The organism is Microbispora amethystogenes (genome assembly GCF_016863015.1).
Taxonomy (GTDB): domain Bacteria; phylum Actinomycetota; class Actinomycetes; order Streptosporangiales; family Streptosporangiaceae; genus Microbispora; species Microbispora amethystogenes.
The window spans coordinates 270188-286592 of record NZ_BOOB01000014.1 but is presented as its reverse complement, the minus strand read 5'-3'; the positions used below and the strand labels follow the sequence as shown (position 1 = coordinate 286592).

16 protein-coding genes are annotated in these 16405 nt (G+C 73.0%); 10 read left to right on the top strand and 6 right to left on the bottom strand.

Going from position 1 to position 16405, the window contains the following annotated elements:
- Window positions 1–164 precede the first annotated feature (164 nt).
- Window positions 165–2876 carry an alpha/beta fold hydrolase gene (locus tag Mam01_RS10915; protein WP_204285236.1) on the top strand — a complete coding sequence of 904 codons (2712 nt, stop codon included), beginning with the start codon at window positions 165–167 and terminating at the stop codon, window positions 2874–2876.
- Window positions 2873–3859 carry an ABC transporter permease gene (locus Mam01_RS10910; RefSeq protein WP_204285235.1) on the top strand — a complete coding sequence of 329 codons (987 nt, stop codon included), beginning with the start codon at window positions 2873–2875 and terminating at the stop codon, window positions 3857–3859. The genes Mam01_RS10915 and Mam01_RS10910 overlap by 4 nt, the downstream gene beginning before the upstream one ends.
- Before the next feature lie 75 nt (window positions 3860–3934).
- Here the strand turns inward: Mam01_RS10910 and Mam01_RS10905 are convergent, their stop codons facing one another.
- On the bottom strand, window positions 3935–5800 hold the full coding sequence (locus Mam01_RS10905) for a sensor histidine kinase (RefSeq protein WP_204285234.1): 1866 nt from the start codon (window positions 5798–5800) through the stop codon (window positions 3935–3937).
- Between the two features lie 137 nt (window positions 5801–5937).
- Between Mam01_RS10905 and Mam01_RS10900 the strand changes: the two genes are divergently transcribed.
- Window positions 5938–6597 carry a response regulator gene (locus tag Mam01_RS10900; protein ID WP_150932057.1) on the top strand — a complete coding sequence of 220 codons (660 nt, stop codon included), beginning with the start codon at window positions 5938–5940 and terminating at the stop codon, window positions 6595–6597.
- An 82-nt stretch (window positions 6598–6679) separates the two neighbouring features.
- Here Mam01_RS10900 and Mam01_RS10895 read toward each other — a convergent pair whose 3' ends face one another.
- Window positions 6680–7051: a response regulator transcription factor gene (locus Mam01_RS10895; protein WP_239101207.1), complete on the bottom strand. Its 372-nt coding sequence runs from the start codon at window positions 7049–7051 to the stop codon at window positions 6680–6682.
- Between the two features lie 289 nt (window positions 7052–7340).
- Here Mam01_RS10895 and Mam01_RS10890 point away from each other — a divergent pair, with 289 nt between their 5' ends.
- Window positions 7341–7547: a DUF5999 family protein gene (locus Mam01_RS10890; protein ID WP_150932059.1), complete on the top strand. Its 207-nt coding sequence runs from the start codon at window positions 7341–7343 to the stop codon at window positions 7545–7547.
- A gap of 13 nt (window positions 7548–7560) precedes the next feature.
- Entirely contained in the window at window positions 7561–8115 is a 555-nt protein-coding gene (locus tag Mam01_RS10885; RefSeq protein WP_204285232.1) for an ATP-binding protein, read from the top strand.
- Here Mam01_RS10885 and Mam01_RS10880 read toward each other — a convergent pair.
- Window positions 8112–8279 (bottom strand): hypothetical protein, encoded by a 168-nt coding sequence (locus Mam01_RS10880; protein ID WP_204285293.1) that lies wholly within the window; start codon window positions 8277–8279, stop codon window positions 8112–8114. The two genes, Mam01_RS10885 and Mam01_RS10880, sit on opposite strands and share 4 nt — an antisense overlap.
- 195 nt (window positions 8280–8474) lie before the next feature.
- Between Mam01_RS10880 and Mam01_RS10875 the strand changes: the two genes are divergently transcribed.
- Together Mam01_RS10875 and Mam01_RS36540 are read left to right on the top strand one after the other, a co-directional pair.
- Window positions 8475–10193 (top strand): ATP-binding protein, encoded by a 1719-nt coding sequence (locus tag Mam01_RS10875; RefSeq protein WP_239101206.1) that lies wholly within the window; start codon window positions 8475–8477, stop codon window positions 10191–10193.
- A gap of 51 nt (window positions 10194–10244) precedes the next feature.
- The gene (locus Mam01_RS36540) at window positions 10245–10592 is read left to right on the top strand and encodes a hypothetical protein (RefSeq protein WP_239101205.1); all 348 of its coding nucleotides are present in this window, start codon (window positions 10245–10247) and stop codon (window positions 10590–10592) included.
- Window positions 10593–10613: 21 nt separating this feature from the next.
- On the opposite strand, the gene Mam01_RS10870 is transcribed toward Mam01_RS36540, so the two are convergent.
- Window positions 10614–11582: a 4-epi-cubebol synthase gene (locus Mam01_RS10870; protein ID WP_204285231.1), complete on the bottom strand. Its 969-nt coding sequence runs from the start codon at window positions 11580–11582 to the stop codon at window positions 10614–10616.
- Between the two features lie 253 nt (window positions 11583–11835).
- Between Mam01_RS10870 and Mam01_RS10865 the strand changes: the two genes are divergently transcribed.
- On the top strand, window positions 11836–12741 hold the full coding sequence (locus tag Mam01_RS10865; RefSeq protein ID WP_150932067.1) for a proteasome assembly chaperone family protein: 906 nt from the start codon (window positions 11836–11838) through the stop codon (window positions 12739–12741).
- 16 nt (window positions 12742–12757) lie between these two features.
- A complete protein-coding gene (locus Mam01_RS10860; RefSeq protein ID WP_239101204.1) occupies window positions 12758–13999 on the top strand; it encodes a Gfo/Idh/MocA family oxidoreductase in 1242 nt (413 codons plus the stop codon).
- A gap of 33 nt (window positions 14000–14032) precedes the next feature.
- On the opposite strand, the gene Mam01_RS10855 is transcribed toward Mam01_RS10860, so the two are convergent.
- Together Mam01_RS10855 and Mam01_RS10850 are read right to left on the bottom strand one after the other, a co-directional pair.
- Window positions 14033–14830, bottom strand: a complete 798-nt coding sequence (locus Mam01_RS10855) for a tyrosine-protein phosphatase (RefSeq protein ID WP_204285230.1) — start codon at window positions 14828–14830, stop codon at window positions 14033–14035.
- Window positions 14831–15084: 254 nt separating this feature from the next.
- Window positions 15085–15279: a hypothetical protein gene (locus Mam01_RS10850; RefSeq protein ID WP_204285229.1), complete on the bottom strand. Its 195-nt coding sequence runs from the start codon at window positions 15277–15279 to the stop codon at window positions 15085–15087.
- Window positions 15280–15298: 19 nt separating this feature from the next.
- Between Mam01_RS10850 and Mam01_RS10845 the strand changes: the two genes are divergently transcribed.
- Window positions 15299–16387 (top strand): SGNH/GDSL hydrolase family protein, encoded by a 1089-nt coding sequence (locus Mam01_RS10845; protein WP_204285228.1) that lies wholly within the window; start codon window positions 15299–15301, stop codon window positions 16385–16387.
- Window positions 16388–16405 lie beyond the last annotated feature (18 nt).

Sequence of the window (16405 nt, the reverse complement as noted above, 5' to 3'; positions counted from 1 at the left end):
CGAAATGATGCCGCCCCCCAAGGTCAGGCGCAATCGGGGATTACCCCGATGCATCATCACGATTCGCATGCCGAGGGATGTCGGGCCCGGTGCGGCGGACCGGTTGTCCACAGGCGCGGCGGGCTCCTCAGCCCGCTCTCAGGAGCAACAAGTAGCATCGCGACATGACGTTTCCGGGTGGGCGGCGTGCCCTCGCGATCGTGGTCACGCTGGTCATCCTGGTGGCCGGAGGGGTGGCGTGGGCCCTGTGGCCCTCCGACCCGGCGGTCCAGGGGCGCGATCTGGTCATCCCCGTCCTCGACGGACCGTCCGGCGACCAGCGCGTCGATCTCGACGCCACCTTCTATCCCCCCGCCTCCGGCGGCAGGGCCCCCGCCGTGCTGCTCGCCCACGGCTTCGGCGGCAGCAAGGACAGCGTGCGCGAGCAGGCGGAACGGCTCGCCGGGCGGGGTTACGCCGTGCTGACCTGGTCGGCCCGCGGGTTCGGCCGCTCGACGGGCCAGATCGCGCTCAACTCCCCTGATTACGAGGTCAAGGACGTGCGGGGGCTGGTCGACTGGCTCGCCGCGCGGCCCGAGGTGCGTCTCGACTCCCCCGGCGACCCGCGCGTCGGCATCGCCGGCGGCTCGTACGGCGGGGCGATCGCGCTGATGGCGGCGGCCTACGACAGCCGGGTCGACGCGATCGTGCCCCAGATCACCTGGTACGACCTCGCCGACGCGCTCTTCCCCGACGCCTCGGGCGGCGGGCCGGCCAACGGCGTGTTCAAGAAGATGTGGGCCGGCATCTTCTTCAGCGCCGCCGCCGATCGGCTGGCCCCGGACGGCGGCCCCGGTGCCGGGGGTCTGGCCGGCCTCGCGGGCGCAGCCTCCGGCGTGCCCTCCCCGGCGGCCGGAGCGGCGACCGCCAGGCCCGGGGACGCGACCGCCCCGCAGAGCGGCCAGGGGTCCGCGGAGCGGACCGGGCCAGGCGGCACGTCTCCGGGGGGCGGAGCGGCGGAGCTGGTCCGGTGCGGGCGGTTCCTGCCGGAGATCTGTGCGATGTACCAGAAGGTGGCCGAGGACGGCAGGGCCACCAAGGAGGCGGTCGATCTCCTCCGGCGGTCGAGCCCGATCTCCGTGCCCGGCCGGATCAAGGTGCCGACGCTGCTCGTGCAGGGCCAGCGCGACTCGCTGTTCCCCCTCTCGCACGCCGACGCCAACGCCCGCGCCATCGCCGCGACCGGCGCCCCTGTGGAGGTGGCCTGGTTCAACGGCGGCCACGACGGCGGCGACGGCGAGGTGGACTGGCTGTCCGACCAGACGGCCGGCTGGTTCGACCGCTATCTCAAGCAGTCGGGCTCCGCCGTCCCCGCCGGCGCGGCCTCGGCCGCGTTCACGGTGACCCGCGACGGCGGGCGCGACCCGGGCACCCGCCGTCCGGTGCTCCTGCACGCGACCGCGGGCCGATACCCCGGCCTGGCGGGCGGGGAACGCACGACGATCGCTCTGCGCGGCGCGGCCCAACCGGTCGCCAACCCCGCGGGCGGGTCGCCGGCGTCGATCTCGGCGGTGCCCGGCCTCGGCGGGCTGCTCGGCGGCGCCGCCGGTGGCGGCAGCGTGTCGGTCGCGCTGGACATGCCCGGCCAGGCGGCGGTCTTCGAGTCCGCCCCGCTGGCCCGGCCCACCCAGGTCACCGGCAGCCCGGCCGTCCGGATCAGGGTCTACGGCACGGGCGAGGCCACGCTGTTCGCCAAGCTCTACGATGTCTCCGGAGGGTCGCTCCCGGTGCTGCCGTCCGGCCTCGTCGCACCGCTGCGGGTGACCGCGAGCGAGGCGGGCACGCCGGTCACGGTGGCCCTCCCGGCGGTCGACAGGCGCTTCGACGCCGGGCACCGGATGCGGGTGGTGGTGTCGACCACCGACCTCGGCTACGCGACGCCCGCCGCTCCCGCCGTGTACCGGATCGCGCTGGAGTCCCCGGCGCTGGAGGTCCCCGGGTTCGCGGCGCTGAGGACGCCCGCCACGGGTCCCGCCTGGTGGACGTGGGCCCTGCCGCTCGCGGCGATCGTGATCGCGGCGGTGCTCCTGCTGACCGGGCGCACCGCGAGGCGCGACCCGGAGGCTCCCGGCGAGCCGGCGGCGGACATCGGGCCGGCCGAGGTGCCCCTCGCGATCAGCGGACTGGTCAAGCGCTACCGCAACGGCGAGAAGGCGGTCGACGGCCTGTCGTTCCGGGTCGAGAAGGGGCAGGTGCTCGGCTTGCTCGGGCCGAACGGCGCGGGCAAGACGACCACCATGCGCATGCTGATGGGTCTCATCCATCCCGACGAGGGTGAGATCCGGATCTTCGGCACCCGGGTGGCGCCGGGGGCTCCCGTGCTGTCGCGGCTGGGGTCGTTCGTCGAGGGGCCCGGGTTCCTGCCGCACCTGTCCGGGCGGGCCAACCTGAAGCTGTACTGGCGGGCCACCGGCCGGCCGCCCCAGGACGCGCACCTGGAGGAGGCACTGGAGATCGCCGGGCTCGGCGCGGCCCTGGACCGCGCGGTGCGCACCTACTCGCAGGGCATGCGGCAGCGCCTGGCCATCGCGCAGGCCATGCTCGGCCTCCCCGACCTGCTCGTGCTCGACGAGCCGACGAACGGCCTCGACCCGCCGCAGATCGCCGAGATGCGCCGGGTGCTGAAGGCGTACGCCGAAGAGGGGCGCACGGTCATCGTCTCCAGCCACCTGCTCGCGGAGGTCGAGCAGACCTGCACCCACGTGGTCGTCATGCACCGCGGGCGGCTGGTGTCGGCCGGGCCGGTCGGCGACCTGCTCGGCGCCGCCACCACCGTCAACGGCGCCGGCCCGCGCCTGGAGGACGTGTTCCTCGACCTGATCGGAGAGCGCCGATGAGCCCGGCGGAACGACCGGCCCCGGACCTGACCGGAGAAGTCCCCGCCGCCGGGCGGGCCGTACCCGCGCGGCACGACGGGCCGGACGCACCCGGGAAGGACGCGCAAGGCCACACGCCCGGACGAGCGGCCGGACGAGCGGCAGGGCACGCGCCCGGATACGCGCCGGGGCGCACGCTGCCGCTGCGGGTGGAGTTCGTCCGGCAGTTGCGCCGCCGCCGGACGATGGCGATGTTCGGCGTGCTGCTCGCCCTGCCCTGGGTGCTCGTGGTGGCGTTCCAGTTCGGCCCGGCCGGGCGGGGCCAGGGCAACCTTCGGCTGTCGGATCTCGCCACGGCGGGCGGGCTCAACTTCGCGGTGTTCGCCCTGTCGGTGTCGGCCAGCTTCCTGCTGGTCGTCGCCGTGGCGCTGTTCTGCGGCGACACGGTGGCGAGCGAGGCGAGCTGGTCGTCACTGCGCTACCTGCTGGCCGCCCCGGTCCCCCGCGACCGGCTGCTGCGCCAGAAGCTGGTGGTGGCGCTGGCGTACTCGGCCGCCGCGGTGACCGTGCTCCCGCTGATGGCCCTGCTCGCCGGCACGCTCGCCTTCGGGTGGAACGACATCACCGTGCCGGGAACGGGCGAGGTGATCCCCGCCGCCGACGTGCTGCCGAAGTTCGCCGTCGTCATCGGATACGCCCTGGTCAGCCAGCTGGTGGTCGCCTCGGTGGCCTTCCTGCTGTCGGTGACCACCGACTCGCCGCTCGGCGCGGTCGGCGGCGCGGTCGGCCTGGTGATCGTCAGCAGCATCCTCCAGGCCGTCGAGGCGCTGGGCTCGTTGCGCGAGTTCCTGCCCACGTTCTGGAACGCCGCATGGCTCGACGCGCTCGCTCCGGAGCCCGACTACGGCGGCATGGTGAAGGGCGTGGCGATCTCGGTGACCTACTCGGCGGTCATCATCGCCCTCGCCTTCCGCCGCTTCCGGCGCCGGGACGTCGTCTCCTGACCCGGCCGCGTCTCCCCGCCTGGCGGAGCGGGGCCTGGGCTGGGGGGCCGATGCGCTTCCCTCGCGCGCCAGATGTCAGCCGCCGCCGACCGGGATGACGGCCGTCAGCGTGGTGCCGCGGCCGGCCGGGCTGGTGACCTCGATCGTGCCGCCGAGGGCCTGGACGCGGTCGAGGAGGCCGATGAGACCGGAACCCCCGCGCGGGTCGGCGCCGCCCTTCCCGTCGTCGCGGATCGCGACCCGCGCGGCGTCGCCCACCGCGTCGACGTCGACGCACACCAGCGAGGCGTGCGCGTGCTTGGCGACGTTCGTCAGCGACTCGGAGACGAGGTAGTAGACCGCCACCTCGACCCGTTCGGGAAGACGCCCGTCGACCCGCACCCGCAGATCGACGGGGACCGGCGATCTGCGGGCGAGCATCTTCAGGGCCGGTGCGAGGCCGCCCTTGGACAGGATCGCGGGGTGGATGCCGCGGGACAGCTCCCGCAGGTCCTCCAGCACCAGCGTCAGGCCCTCGGCCATGTGGGACAGCTGTTCTTTGAGCTTCGGCAGTTCGGGCGGCACGGCGCTCTCCGCCATCCGCAGTTGCAGCCCCAGGGAGACGAGGCGCTGCTGGGCCCCGTCGTGCAGGTCGCGTTCGATGCGGTGCCGGGTCTCGTCCGAGGCGGCGACCACGCGGGCGCGTGAGGCGGCGAGTTCGTCGCGGGCCTGGGCGTTGGAGATCGCGGTGGCGACGAGTTCGGTGAAGTCGCGGATGCGTTCCTCGACGTCCTCCGGCTGCGGCTCCAGGCCGCGGAAGAAGGCGATCACCACGCCCCACAGTCGGGCCTCGACGACGATCGGGCTGGCGATCGCGGACACGACCTTCTCGTCCCCGACCCAGGTGTCCAGCTCTCCCGCCGCGCCCTCGGCCGTCCCCTCGGTCGCGGCCATCCTGGCCGGCTGTCCCGTACGCACGACGAGGGCGGACAGGCCGTCCTCCCGGAGCGGCCGGTGCGAGCCGACCGGCGGCGCGGGGCCGCCGTCCGAGGCGCTCCAGAAGCTCATCAGGGCGACCGTCCGGTCGGGCTCGTATCGTTCGACCGCCGTGTGGTCCGCGTTCACGATCAGGCCCATCTCGCGGGCGACGGCGCCGAAGATCTCCGCCGGGCGGACGCCACGCGCGACCAGCGTCGCGACCCGGCGCAGGGCGGCCTGCTCGTCGGCGACCCTGGCGAGCTCGTCCCGGCTCGCGGCCAGGGCGTTCCCGATGGCCTCACGGTCACACGCCGCCGCGAGCACCGCCTCCAGTGAGGGCACCACGCGCTCCCGGAGGCGGCGCATCGTCGCCGCCGGCAGGTCCGCGGGCGCGACGAGTGTGCCGAGCCGCACGTCGTCGTCGCTCAGCGGCAGGGTGACCTTGCCGGGATCCTCCACGCCGGCCGCTCCGAGCTCCACGGCCAGGAACGGCAGGCCGAGGCCCTGCGCCAGACGACGGGCCACGACCGGCAGCGCGGCGCGCAGGTGCTCGGCGCGCAGGAGGAGACGGGCCGTGGCGGCCTCAAGATCGGCCTCGCCGCGGCGTTCCTCCGCCTCGATCAACAGTGCCCGCATCAGCGCGGCGGCGGCGCTGACCAGCAGCCCGACGACCAGGAAGATCAGCAGCGGCATCCACGACCAGCTGCTGAAGACGGTGACCTCGTAGCGGGGCAGGATCAGGTAGAAGTCGTAGACGAAGCCGCTGGCCAGCGCGGTCAGCACGCCGAGCGGCAGCCCCCACAGGTAGGAGACCACGAGAACGCCGGGCAGATAGACTACGTCCAGGGCGTTCGGGGGGGCCATCCGCTCCAGCAGGAAGGTCAGAAAAGTCTCCGCCGTCACGCATGCGACGGCGACGATGACGCCCGCCAGGAAGGGCGGGCGCGTCACGCGTAGCAGCGACGACAGCACTCGCGCGCGCATAAGCCCACGTTACGCGGCTGTTCGCACCACGTCGACGCGGCTCGTACGACCACGGCACGACCGCCCCCGATCGCCGCGGCGCGATCGAGGCACGGCCCTCGATCCGGTGGCGGGCGCACGCGGAAGGCGGCGGAACGGTGGACGAGACTCCGAGGCGGGTGGTGCTGGCGGACGACGACGTCCTGCTTCGGGAGGGGCTCGCGAGCCTGCTGGAGCGGGCGGGGTTCGAGGTCGCCGGCCAGGCGGGGAACGCGTCCGAGCTGCTCGCCCTCGTCCGGGAGCACCACCCCGACCTCGCCGTCATCGACATCCGGATGCCCCCGGGACACACCACGGAGGGCGTCGAGGCGGCCAAGGTCATCCGCGCGGAGCTCCCCGACGTGGGCATCCTGCTGCTGTCCGCGCACGTCGAGGTCGACCAGGCGATGGAGCTGCTCGCGGCGGGCCACCGGGTCGGCTACCTGCTCAAGAGCCGGGTGACCGCGGTCTCCGACTTCGTCGAGACGCTCGAACGCATCGTCCACGGCGGCTCGGTCGTCGATCCCAGCCTCGTCGCGGAGCTGATCAACGCCCGCCGCCGGCACGATCCGCTGGAGGAGCTCACCCAGCGTGAGCGCGAGGTGCTCGCCCTGATGGCGGAGGGCCGCTCGAACGCGGGGATCGCGCACAAACTGTGGATCACCGAGGGCACCGTCGAGAAGCACGTGCGCAGCATCATGTCGAGGATGCGGCTGCCGGAGGCCGAGGACGACCACCGCCGGGTTCTCGCGGTGCTCGCCTTCCTCGACGCCCGCTGACGCCGTACGGCGTGCGCCCGGACGAGCACGACCGCTTCCCGGCCGCGCCCACCTCGGCTCGACCGGGACCGGAACGGCCGGTTCAGGCGTCCGCTCTGCGCAGGATCTCGTCGATGGCCCGGCCCGACAGGCTCGGCTTGGACAGGAAGGCGAGAGCCGGGCTGGACGCGATCATCTCGGCGTAGTCCTGCTCGTCGTACGTGGAGATCAGGATGATCCGGGGCGGGCACTCCCCCGTCTCCGCGCGCAGCCGCGGCACCAGGTCGAAACCGTTCTCCTCGCCCAGATCGATGTCGACCAGCACGAGATCCGGCCGGAGCTCCCGCAGGCTTCGCAGAGCCTCGGCCGTGGTCGACGCGACGCCCACGACGGCGATGCCGTCCGCCTCCAGCACCAGGCGGGCGGCCTCCTTGAAGTGATCGCTGTCGTCGACGATCAGACACCGCACGGGCACACCACCAGACTGCCATCCGGCCCCACGCGCGTCATTGCAGGTAGCGGGCATCCCGGCGTGCCGGGGAACACTCCCGCGATATGGGGGCTGCCCGCGCAGACGCCGGGCCCTCCGCGCGCGATCGTGGGAAGGGTGAGCGGGCGACGCGCGAAGCCGGCGAGGTCACCCGGGACAGGAAGAAGGCGGCGATGCTGACCGACCGTCACGAGACTCGGGCCGACGGGTCCATCAGGCCGGGCCCTGCTCCCCGCGAGCCCTCCTCCGTATGTGAAGGATCGAGGTGACCCGCATGTGCCCGGACACGTGCCCGCACACTCCGCCGTGTCCGCCCGCGGACGCGCACGATCACGACGCGGCCCGGCTGGTGGCGTTCCATCCCGAGCAGGGGTGGGGCCTGCTCTGCAACGGCGTCGTGGTGTTCGAGGACACCGGCGAACTGCTGCCCGACGGCCGGAGCCGTCCCGCGCACCGGGCCCGCTGCGCGCCGGCCGCGTGAAGGCGGGGACGTCATGATGTGCTCGCTCGTCCCGTTGAGCAGGCGGCCCGACGACGACATGCCGCACGGGCGACCCCCGGTCACGGCGGACGCCGACGTGCCGCCGGTCCACCGCTCCTGCTGGGCCCTGCCGGCCGACGCGTCGTCCACGTGCCTCGCACGCCGGTTCGTCCGCGCCGCACTGGGCGACTGGTGCGCCGATGGAGACCGGGATGTCATGGAGGTGGCCGAACTCCTCGTCAGCGAACTGGTCGCCAACGCCATGCGGCACGGGCGGGGAGCACCCCTCCTCACCCTCCTGCTGCTGCCGGACGACACCCTGCGCTGCGAGGTCGAGGACGAGGCCCGCGTCCCGGTCCTGACGCGCGGCGCATCACCTCACGACCAGACGGCACCGGGTAACCAAACAGCACCCTGGAACCAAACAGCACCCTGGAACCAAGCAGCACCGTGCGACGCCGAGGGCGGGCGGGGACTGCTGATCGTCGACACGCTGTCCCGCGCCTGGGGCGTGCGCCCCACCCGCAGGGGCAAGGCCGTCTGGTTCGAGCTCCCGGTGTATCCCTAGTCCCAGTGGGGCGGGCGCTCCTCGATCAGGTGGGAGACGTCGGAGTCGGAGCGCCACTCGCCCCATCCGAGGTCGGTGTCGTCGCTCGTCTGGTCTGGCAGCACCGGCAGTCCCTCGTCGAAGAGGTCCACCGGACGCATGTCATCCGGATGCCGCACACTCACGATCCCAATGTTATCGGCTCCGGCGGCGGCCGTGGAAACGCCGATCGCGCCGCCCTGGGACTCCTTCCGGTGAGGGCAGAAACAACAGCCTCGCGGGCGTACCGGTCTCACGCCCGTACGACCGGACAGCCGACGGCGGCGCGGGTACGATGCGGGAGCAGGGAGCACGCCGGACAAATCCCCCCGTGAGGCGGCATGGCAGCGCCAGCAGGATGGCGGCAGGAGGGCAACCTGCCCGTGGAGCACACCAGCTTCGTCGGGCGGACACGACTGCTCGCGTCGCTCAGGCAGAGGTTGCAGGAGTCCCGGCTCATCACCGTCACGGGTATCGGCGGAGTCGGCAAGTCCCGCATCGCGCTGCGTCTGGCGCATCAGGTGCGGCGGCGGTTCAGGGACGGCGTCTGGTACGTCGACCTGGCCCGCCTGCAGGACCCGGCGATGGTCTACCACACGATCACGGCCGCGCTCGGCATCGCGGACCAGTCGCCGCGCGAGGGGTCGGACACGCTCGCCGAATGGCTGGCCGAGCGGGAGATCCTGCTCATCCTGGACACCTGCGAGCATCTGGTCGACGCGTGCGCCCAGCTCACGGAGGACCTGCTCGGCACGGCGCCGCATCTGCGGATCCTCGCGACCAGCCGTCGTTCGCTGAACGCGGCCGGAGAGCACACGGTGGCCGTGCCGCCGCTCTCGGTGCCCGGCGAGGGCCCGTCGGAGAACCCCTTCACCAACGAGGCGGTCGAGCTGTTCGGCACGCGGGCCTCCGCCGTGGTGCCCGACTTCGCGGTGGACGAGGACAACGTCGCGGCCGTCGCCGAGCTGTGCCGCCGCCTCGACGGCATCCCGCTGGCGATCGAACTGGCCGCCGTACGCCTGCGCACGTTGTCGGTCGAGCAGATCCTCGCCCTGCTCGCCGACCGGTTCAGCCTGCTCGCGGGGGCCAGCCGTACGGCGCTGCCGCGGCACCAGACGCTGCGCGCGGCGATCGGGTGGAGCCACGAGCTGTGCGAGCCCGCCGAGCGGCTGCTGTGGGCCCGGCTGTCGGTGTTCGCCGGCGACTTCGACCTGGAGGCGGCCCGGCAGGTCTGCGCCGGCGACGCCCTGCCCGCCGGCCGGATCCTCGACGTGATCACCGGCCTGGTCGACAAGTCGGTCCTGCTGAGTTTCGCCACCCCGGCCGGGCAGCGGTACCGGCTGATCGACACGCTGCGGCAGTACGGCGGCGAGTGGCTCGACAAGCTCCGTGAGACGCAGGACCTCCGGCGGCGCCACCGCGACTACTATCTCCGGCTCGCCGAGCTCAGCGAGCACTCCTGGTCGGGCCCCCGCCAGGTGCACTGGTTCAGCCGGATGCGCCAGGAGCACGACAACATCCGGGTCGCCCTCGACTACTGCCTGTCGACGCCGGGAGAGGAACGCGTCGGCCTGGAACTGCTGTCGGCCCTGTGGTTCCTCTGGGTGGCCTGCGGCTTCGCCCGCGAGGGTGTGGTCTACCTGGAGCGCGCCCTCACGGCGAGCCCGACGCCGAGCAGGGAACGCTGCAAGGCGCTCTGGGTCCTGGCCTACATCCGCAGCGCCCAGGGCGACATGGCCGGCGCGCTCGCCGCGGCCGAGCGGTGCAGCACCGACGCGGTGCGGGTGGGCGACTCGGGCGCCGTGCTGCTCGCGACGAAGATGCAGGGCACCGCCGCCATGCTGCAGGGCGACGCGAAGAAGGCGACGGCGCTGCTCGGCGTCGCGATCGAGTTCCACCGGGGCGGCCGCGAGCTGAATCCGGGCCTGCTCCCGGCGATCGTCGAGCTGTCCATGGTGCTGCTCGCGCAGGGCGAGTTCGAGGAGGCGGAGACGCTGCTGGCCGACTGCCTCCAGGTGTGCCAGGAGCGTGGTGAGCTGTGGCTGCGCTCCTACGCCTAGTACGTCACCTCCCTCGTCCACCGGGAGACCGGGCGGCGGGACGAGGCCCTGGTGGCGTGCAAGGAGGCGCTGCGCATCAAGCGGCGCTTCCACGACGTGCTCGGCATCGTCCTGTGCGTGGACAACCTCGCCCGGCTGGGCCTGGAGGCCGGTGAGCCGGAAAGGACGGCGACCCTCCTCGGGGCGGCCCAGGCCAACTGGCGGACGTTCGGGCTGCCGCAGTTCGGGTCGCCGTTCTTCACGACCGAGCACGAGCAGTGCGTCAAGGAGTGCAAGAAGCTGGTCGGCGACACCGCCTACGACGAGGCGTACGCCGCCGGGGCCCGGTTCAGCCTGGGCGACCTCGTCGAGTACGCGCTGGACGACCTCGACGATCTCGACGACCTCCCCGGGGACTGACCGGGCCGGTTGGAGTTGGGGTCACTGCCAGGCGCCGGAGTACCGGGAGCTGGTCAGCGAGTAGTCCACGCTGCCGCTGACCCAGAACTTCAGGCCCCGCACGTACGCGTCGACCGCGGGCGAGCCGAGCGCCTCGGTGGCGGGGGTCAGCGCCACCATGGCGGCGACCGCCTCGTCGCGCATGACGCCGATCCGGTCCATCGCCTCCTGGACGCCGCAGCCGGTGTGCCCGGCCAGCACGCTGACGAGGTTGTTGCGGATGTTCGCCTGTCCCCGCTCCTTGGCGTAGGAGATGAGGTCGTTGTCCCAGACGACCACGTCGTTGGCGTGCCCGGTCATCTCGTGGACGGCGGGGTGGAGCCACTCGTCCACCGTGAGGCGCTCCCCGGCGGCCACGTCGATCAGCGCGAAGACGGTGAGCATCGCGCCGGTCCTGCGGCGCATGAAGACATAGTCGTCGATGGTGGGAAGCACGTCGTCCTCCCGGTTGGCGGCCTCCCACACCTGGGCGAACAGGTAGTCCTTGGTCGTCGTGCGCCATCGGTCGAGCTGGTCGGGGGTGGCGTGGGCGGCGATACGGGCCCTGATGCCGAGCAGCGCCCGGGCGAAGACGTTCTCGACCACATCACCTCCTTCGGCTTCCTCCACGACGGTGTAGAGCTGGGGCAGGGCCCGGGCGATCTCGGCCGCCCGCCGGTCCGACTCGCAGTAGGCGTCGTCGAACGCGAAGAGCCACACGCACCAGTCGGTGACGAGCTGGCACAGCTCCCGTGAGGCGTACGGGTAGGTGCGGGCGCCGAGCCATCCGTACCGGGCGAGCCGGAAACGCTCGAGCTGGTCGCCGGCGATCATGCCGGAGGCGGCCAGCCAGGCCAGCGTGTCCCGGTCCACCGCGTCCACGTGGGGGTTCACCGCACGGGGGAAGGGGCAGGCGAGCGGGGGGATGCGGAGGGGGTGCCCACTGAGGGAATCCGCTTTCGCAGTAGCCATCCGACAAGGATGATCCCGCCGGTGAACACGGGCCACCCTTGCCCTGATTACGGACACATCGGGCAGCGATTCGGCGCGGCCGGTTCACACCGTTCCCACTGGGCCGGTGCGCCCGGCGCGCGGCCGGTCCTGCTCCGGGTCCGGGGTGCCTGTTGGACACCGTCCACCGATAAGGTCGCCGCAACCGCCGCGGAATCGACCGGGCACCCCGTAGGTTCAGTAGGTAAAGGCTTCGTGAGAAAGGCTGGGACACGTGTCCGACCCCACGGATCTCTATCGGCTCGACGGGGACCTTCCCGAGCTGACCGATCCGGTGCTGATCTACCACTTCGAGGGGTTCGTCGACGCCGGCGCGACGGGGCGGCTGGCCCTGGGGCACCTCCTCGCCGAGCTGGAGCACCGGGTAATCGCGACGTTCGACGTCGACCGGCTGCTCGACTACCGGTCCCGCCGGCCGGTGATGACCTTCGACACCGACCGCTGGACCGACTACGAGACTCCGGAACTGGCCGTCTACCTGACCCGTGACGTCACCGGCACCCCGTTCCTCATCATGAGCGGGCCCGAGCCCGACCGGGAGTGGGAGCTGGTCACCGAGGCCGTCGGCATGCTGGTGACCAGGCTCGGCGTCCGTACGCTGGTGACCGTGCACGGCATCCCGATGGGCGTCCCGCACACCCGGCCGCTCGGGCTGACGTCCCACGCCAGCCGCCCCGAGCTCGTCAACGGGCAGAACAGCCCGTTCGGGAAGGTCCGGGTGCCGGGCAGTCTCGCCGGGCTCATCGAGCTGCGTCTCGGGGCCAAGGGACACGACGCCCTCGGCTACGCGATCCACGTGCCGCACTACCTCGCCCAGGCGGAGTATCCGCAGGCCGCCGTCACGGCGCTGGAGGCGATCACCCGCGGCACCGGGCTGGTGTTCCCCACGGAGGCCCTCCGGGACGCGGCCGAGAAGACCACCGCCGAGATCGAGGAGCAGATCGCGGCCTCCGACGAGCTCGCGGGCGCGATCCACGGCCTGGAGCAGCAGTACGACGCGTTCCAGTCGGGCGCCACGCGGGAGAGCCTCCTCGCGGAGGACACGCCCATGCCCACGGGTGAGGAGCTCGCCGCCCAGTTCGAGGCGTTCCTCGCCGAACGCGACGACCACGACGGTTAGAACCGGGCCACCGCTCATGCCTTCGCCGCTCACTCCCTCGTCCGGCGCCGCCGACATCCGGGTCGGGCTCGCGGGCTTCGGCCCGGCCGGGGCCTTCTTCCACGCGCCGCTGATCGCCGCCACCCCCGGGCTGCGCCTGTCCGCCGTCGTCACCCGCGACCCCGGCAGGGCGGCGCGGGTACGCGCTGAGCACCCCGGAGCCGAGGTCGTCGCGTCGGCGGAGGACCTGTGGGACGCCTGCGACCTCGTGGTGATCGCGACGCCGAACCGCACGCACGTCCCGCTGGCGACCGAGGCGCTCAAGGCCGGTCTCCCCGTGGTCGTCGACAAGCCGCTGGCCGGCACCGCCGACGAGGCCCGCGACCTCGTACGGCTGGCCCGTGACCGCGGCATCATGCTGACGGTCTTCCAGAACAGACGCTGGGACGGCGACTTCCTCACGCTGCGCCGCCTGCTGCCCGAACTGGGCGAGATCCGCCGCTTCGAGTCGCGGTTCGAGCGGTGGCGGCCGGAGCCCAAGGGCGGCTGGCGCGAGGCGGGCGGCCCCGAGGACGTCGGCGGCACGCTCTTCGACCTCGGCAGCCATCTGGTCGACCAGGCCCTGACGTTGTTCGGCCCGGTCGCCCACGTGTACGCGGAGACCGACGTCAGACGGGCCGGGATCCGCAACGACGACGACGCGTTCGTCGCGCTGACCCACCGGAGCGGGACCCGGTCGCATCTGTGGATGAGCGCGGTGGCCGGGCAGCCCGGCCCGAGGCTGCGGGTGCTCGGCTCCCGCGCCGCCTACGTGAAGTGGGGCCTCGACCCGCAGGAGGAACGCCTGCGCGCGGGTGAGCGCCCGGGTCCCGCCGACTTCGGCCGTGGCACGGAGCGTCGCGACGATTGGGGTACAGAGCCACGCGACCCCGGGGGCACAGAGCCACGCGACCCCGGGGGCACAGAGCCACGCGACCCCGGGGGCACGGAGCCACGCGACCTCGGAGGCAGGGAGCCGCGCGGCAGTTGGGGCACGGAGCCGCCCGGGCGCTGGGGCACCCTCGGGGTCGAGGGCGACGTGCGCCCGGTCCGCACGGAGGCGGGCGCCTACCAGCGGTTCTACGAGGGCGTCGTGGCCTGCCTGCGCGACGGCGCGCCGCCGCCGGTGCCGGCGGAGGAGGCCGTCGAGACGATCGCCGTTCTCGAGGCGGCCCGGCTCTCCGCGTCCCTCGGCCAGGTGGTGCCCGTCCCCGCGCACGGTGACCGCCTCGGGGAGTGAGCCCGCCGGCCCACGACTCCGGTCCCGGCCGGGTCAGCCGCGGAGGCGGCCGTACAACCCCTCGGTGTCGGCGCCGGTCCAGCCGTGGGCGTGCAGCCAGCCGAGAGGGCCGCCGAACCGGTCGTCCAGGGTGGACAGGAGCTGGGCCATGTACTCGGGCCGCGGCAGGTGGCTGTCGACCGGTTTTCCGTCGAGGTCGGCGCGGTAGGTGGGGCTGGCCCGCAGGCGGGCGAGGATGCCCTCCAGCCGCTCCCCGGTCGCGACGTAGTCGCCGATGATCGCCTCCCGGGTGGCCCCGGCGACGGCCAGGGCCAGCGCGCAGACCACCCCGGTGCGGTCCTTGCCCGCCGCGCAGTGCACCACGGCCGCGCCGTCGTCGCGGGCGAGCACCCGCAGCGCGGCCACCACCGAGTCGGGCCGGTCGCGCAGGTAGCCGTAGTAGTAGCCGGTCACCCGCAGTTCGGCGAGGTCCTCCTCGCTCCGCTCGTCCTGCCACGGCAGCGCCCTGTCGTCGATGGTGTCGGCCTCGACGTCGGTGAACCGCCCGCCCTCCGCGAACAGGCTGTGGTGGTGTACGGCGACCTCGGGCAGGCGGGTCAGGGGGCCGGGCCCCTCCAGGCGCACCTCCGTGCCCGACCGCAGGTCGACGACGTGCCGCAGCTTGATGTCGCCCACGAGCACCGCGACGTCACGGGTGGTGAGGCCCTGCAGGTTGTCGGCCCGCAGGATCCGGCCCGGCGCCGTGGTCCCGCCGTCCTCGGTGGGGAGCCCGCCGAGGTCCCGTACGTTCGCCGCGCCTTCGAGAAGGATCCAACGCTTGTGTGCATTCATCATTCCGAGCCTATCCGCCCCTCTGTGACGGAAGAATGTGGGCAGAGTGAAGGTCCGAAACCCCCTCGGCGACCGGGACGGCGCCGAAGATCACTCGTACCCGTCAAGTTCTCCCCCGGACTTCGGCAAAGAGCCGTAATGTAGGGCGGCGCGCATGCTCTACGATCAACGGTTCCGGCGGGCTGATCGTCCCGCCGCCGTCGACCCGCCCAGGCAGCCCGACCCACTTGGAGGACCCGGATGGCACGGCCGGCTCACCGGTTGACCATGGCCGCTCTTGCCCTCGCCGTGACCGGCGCGACCACCGCGCTCCCCACGGCACCGGTCCACGCGGAGTCTCCGGCGACGGCGAACGCTGCGGCCGCGTCACGCGCGGCGGCCCCGTCGTCGGCTTCGTCGTCGGCCTCGTCGTCAGCCTCGGCCGCGGCCTCGCGGCGGAAGGGAGACACGCCCGTCCGGCCGCGCCTGGTGGGCGCCTGGACCACCTCGACCGACCGCGTGGTGGCGGCTCTCGGCGGGCAGACCGTGCGGATGGTCGTGCGCGTGAGCGCCGGCGGCGGCGGAACGCGCCTGCGCCTGTCCAACGTGTTCGGGACGGCACCGGTGACCTTCGCCGACGTCCACGTGGGCGTCCAGGCGTACGGCGCGGAGATCCTCACCGGCACCAACCGGCAGGTCACCTTCGGCGGCCGGAAGTCGGTGCGGGTGCCGGCCGGGCGGGCGGTCTGGAGCGATCCGATCCCGGGCCGGATCGTCGCCGGCTCCGCCCTGGTCGTCAGCCTCTATCTGCCGGGCACGGTCAGCGGAATCACCGGGCACGAGCGCGCCTACGCCACGACGTTCCTGTCCGACCCCGGCGACCACGCGGCGGAGGAGACCGCCGACGGCTTCACCTACACCAGCACGCAGTGGTACTTCCTGGACCGCATCGCGGTCGAGACCACGTCGAAGGCGGGCTCGGTCGTCGCCTTCGGCGACTCGATCACCGACGGCGCGGGCCAGAACACCGACGCCAACCGCCGCTGGACCGACTACCTGCGGCAGCGCATGACCCGGGTCTCGCCGTCGCGAAGGATGGCGGTGCTCAACGCCGGCATCTCCGGGAACCGGCTGCTGCACTCCGGCGTCGGCCCGAGCGGTCTCAGCCGGTTCTACCGCGACGCGCTCACCCAGCCCGGCGTACGGACCGTCGTCGTGTTCATGGGCATCAACGACATCTCCCGGGGCGAGTACACCTCGATCAAACCCCTCGCGTACGGCTACAAGCGGCTGATCCGCCTCGCGCACGCCCGCAAGATCAAGGTGGTGGGCGCCACGCTCACCCCGTTCTACGGGTTCGGCACCTGGACGCCGGAACGCGAGGACGTCAGGCTGCGGCTCAACCAGTGGATCCGCACGAGCAAGGAGTTCGACGGCGTCCTCGACTTCGACAAGGCCGTGCGCGACGCCGAGTTCCCCGAGCAGCTCGCCGCGTCGTACGACTCGGGCGACCACCTGCACCTGAGCGACGCCGGCCGACGCAAGCTCGCCTACACGGTGAACCTCAGCGCACTGTGACCCGGACCGGCCCAGGGG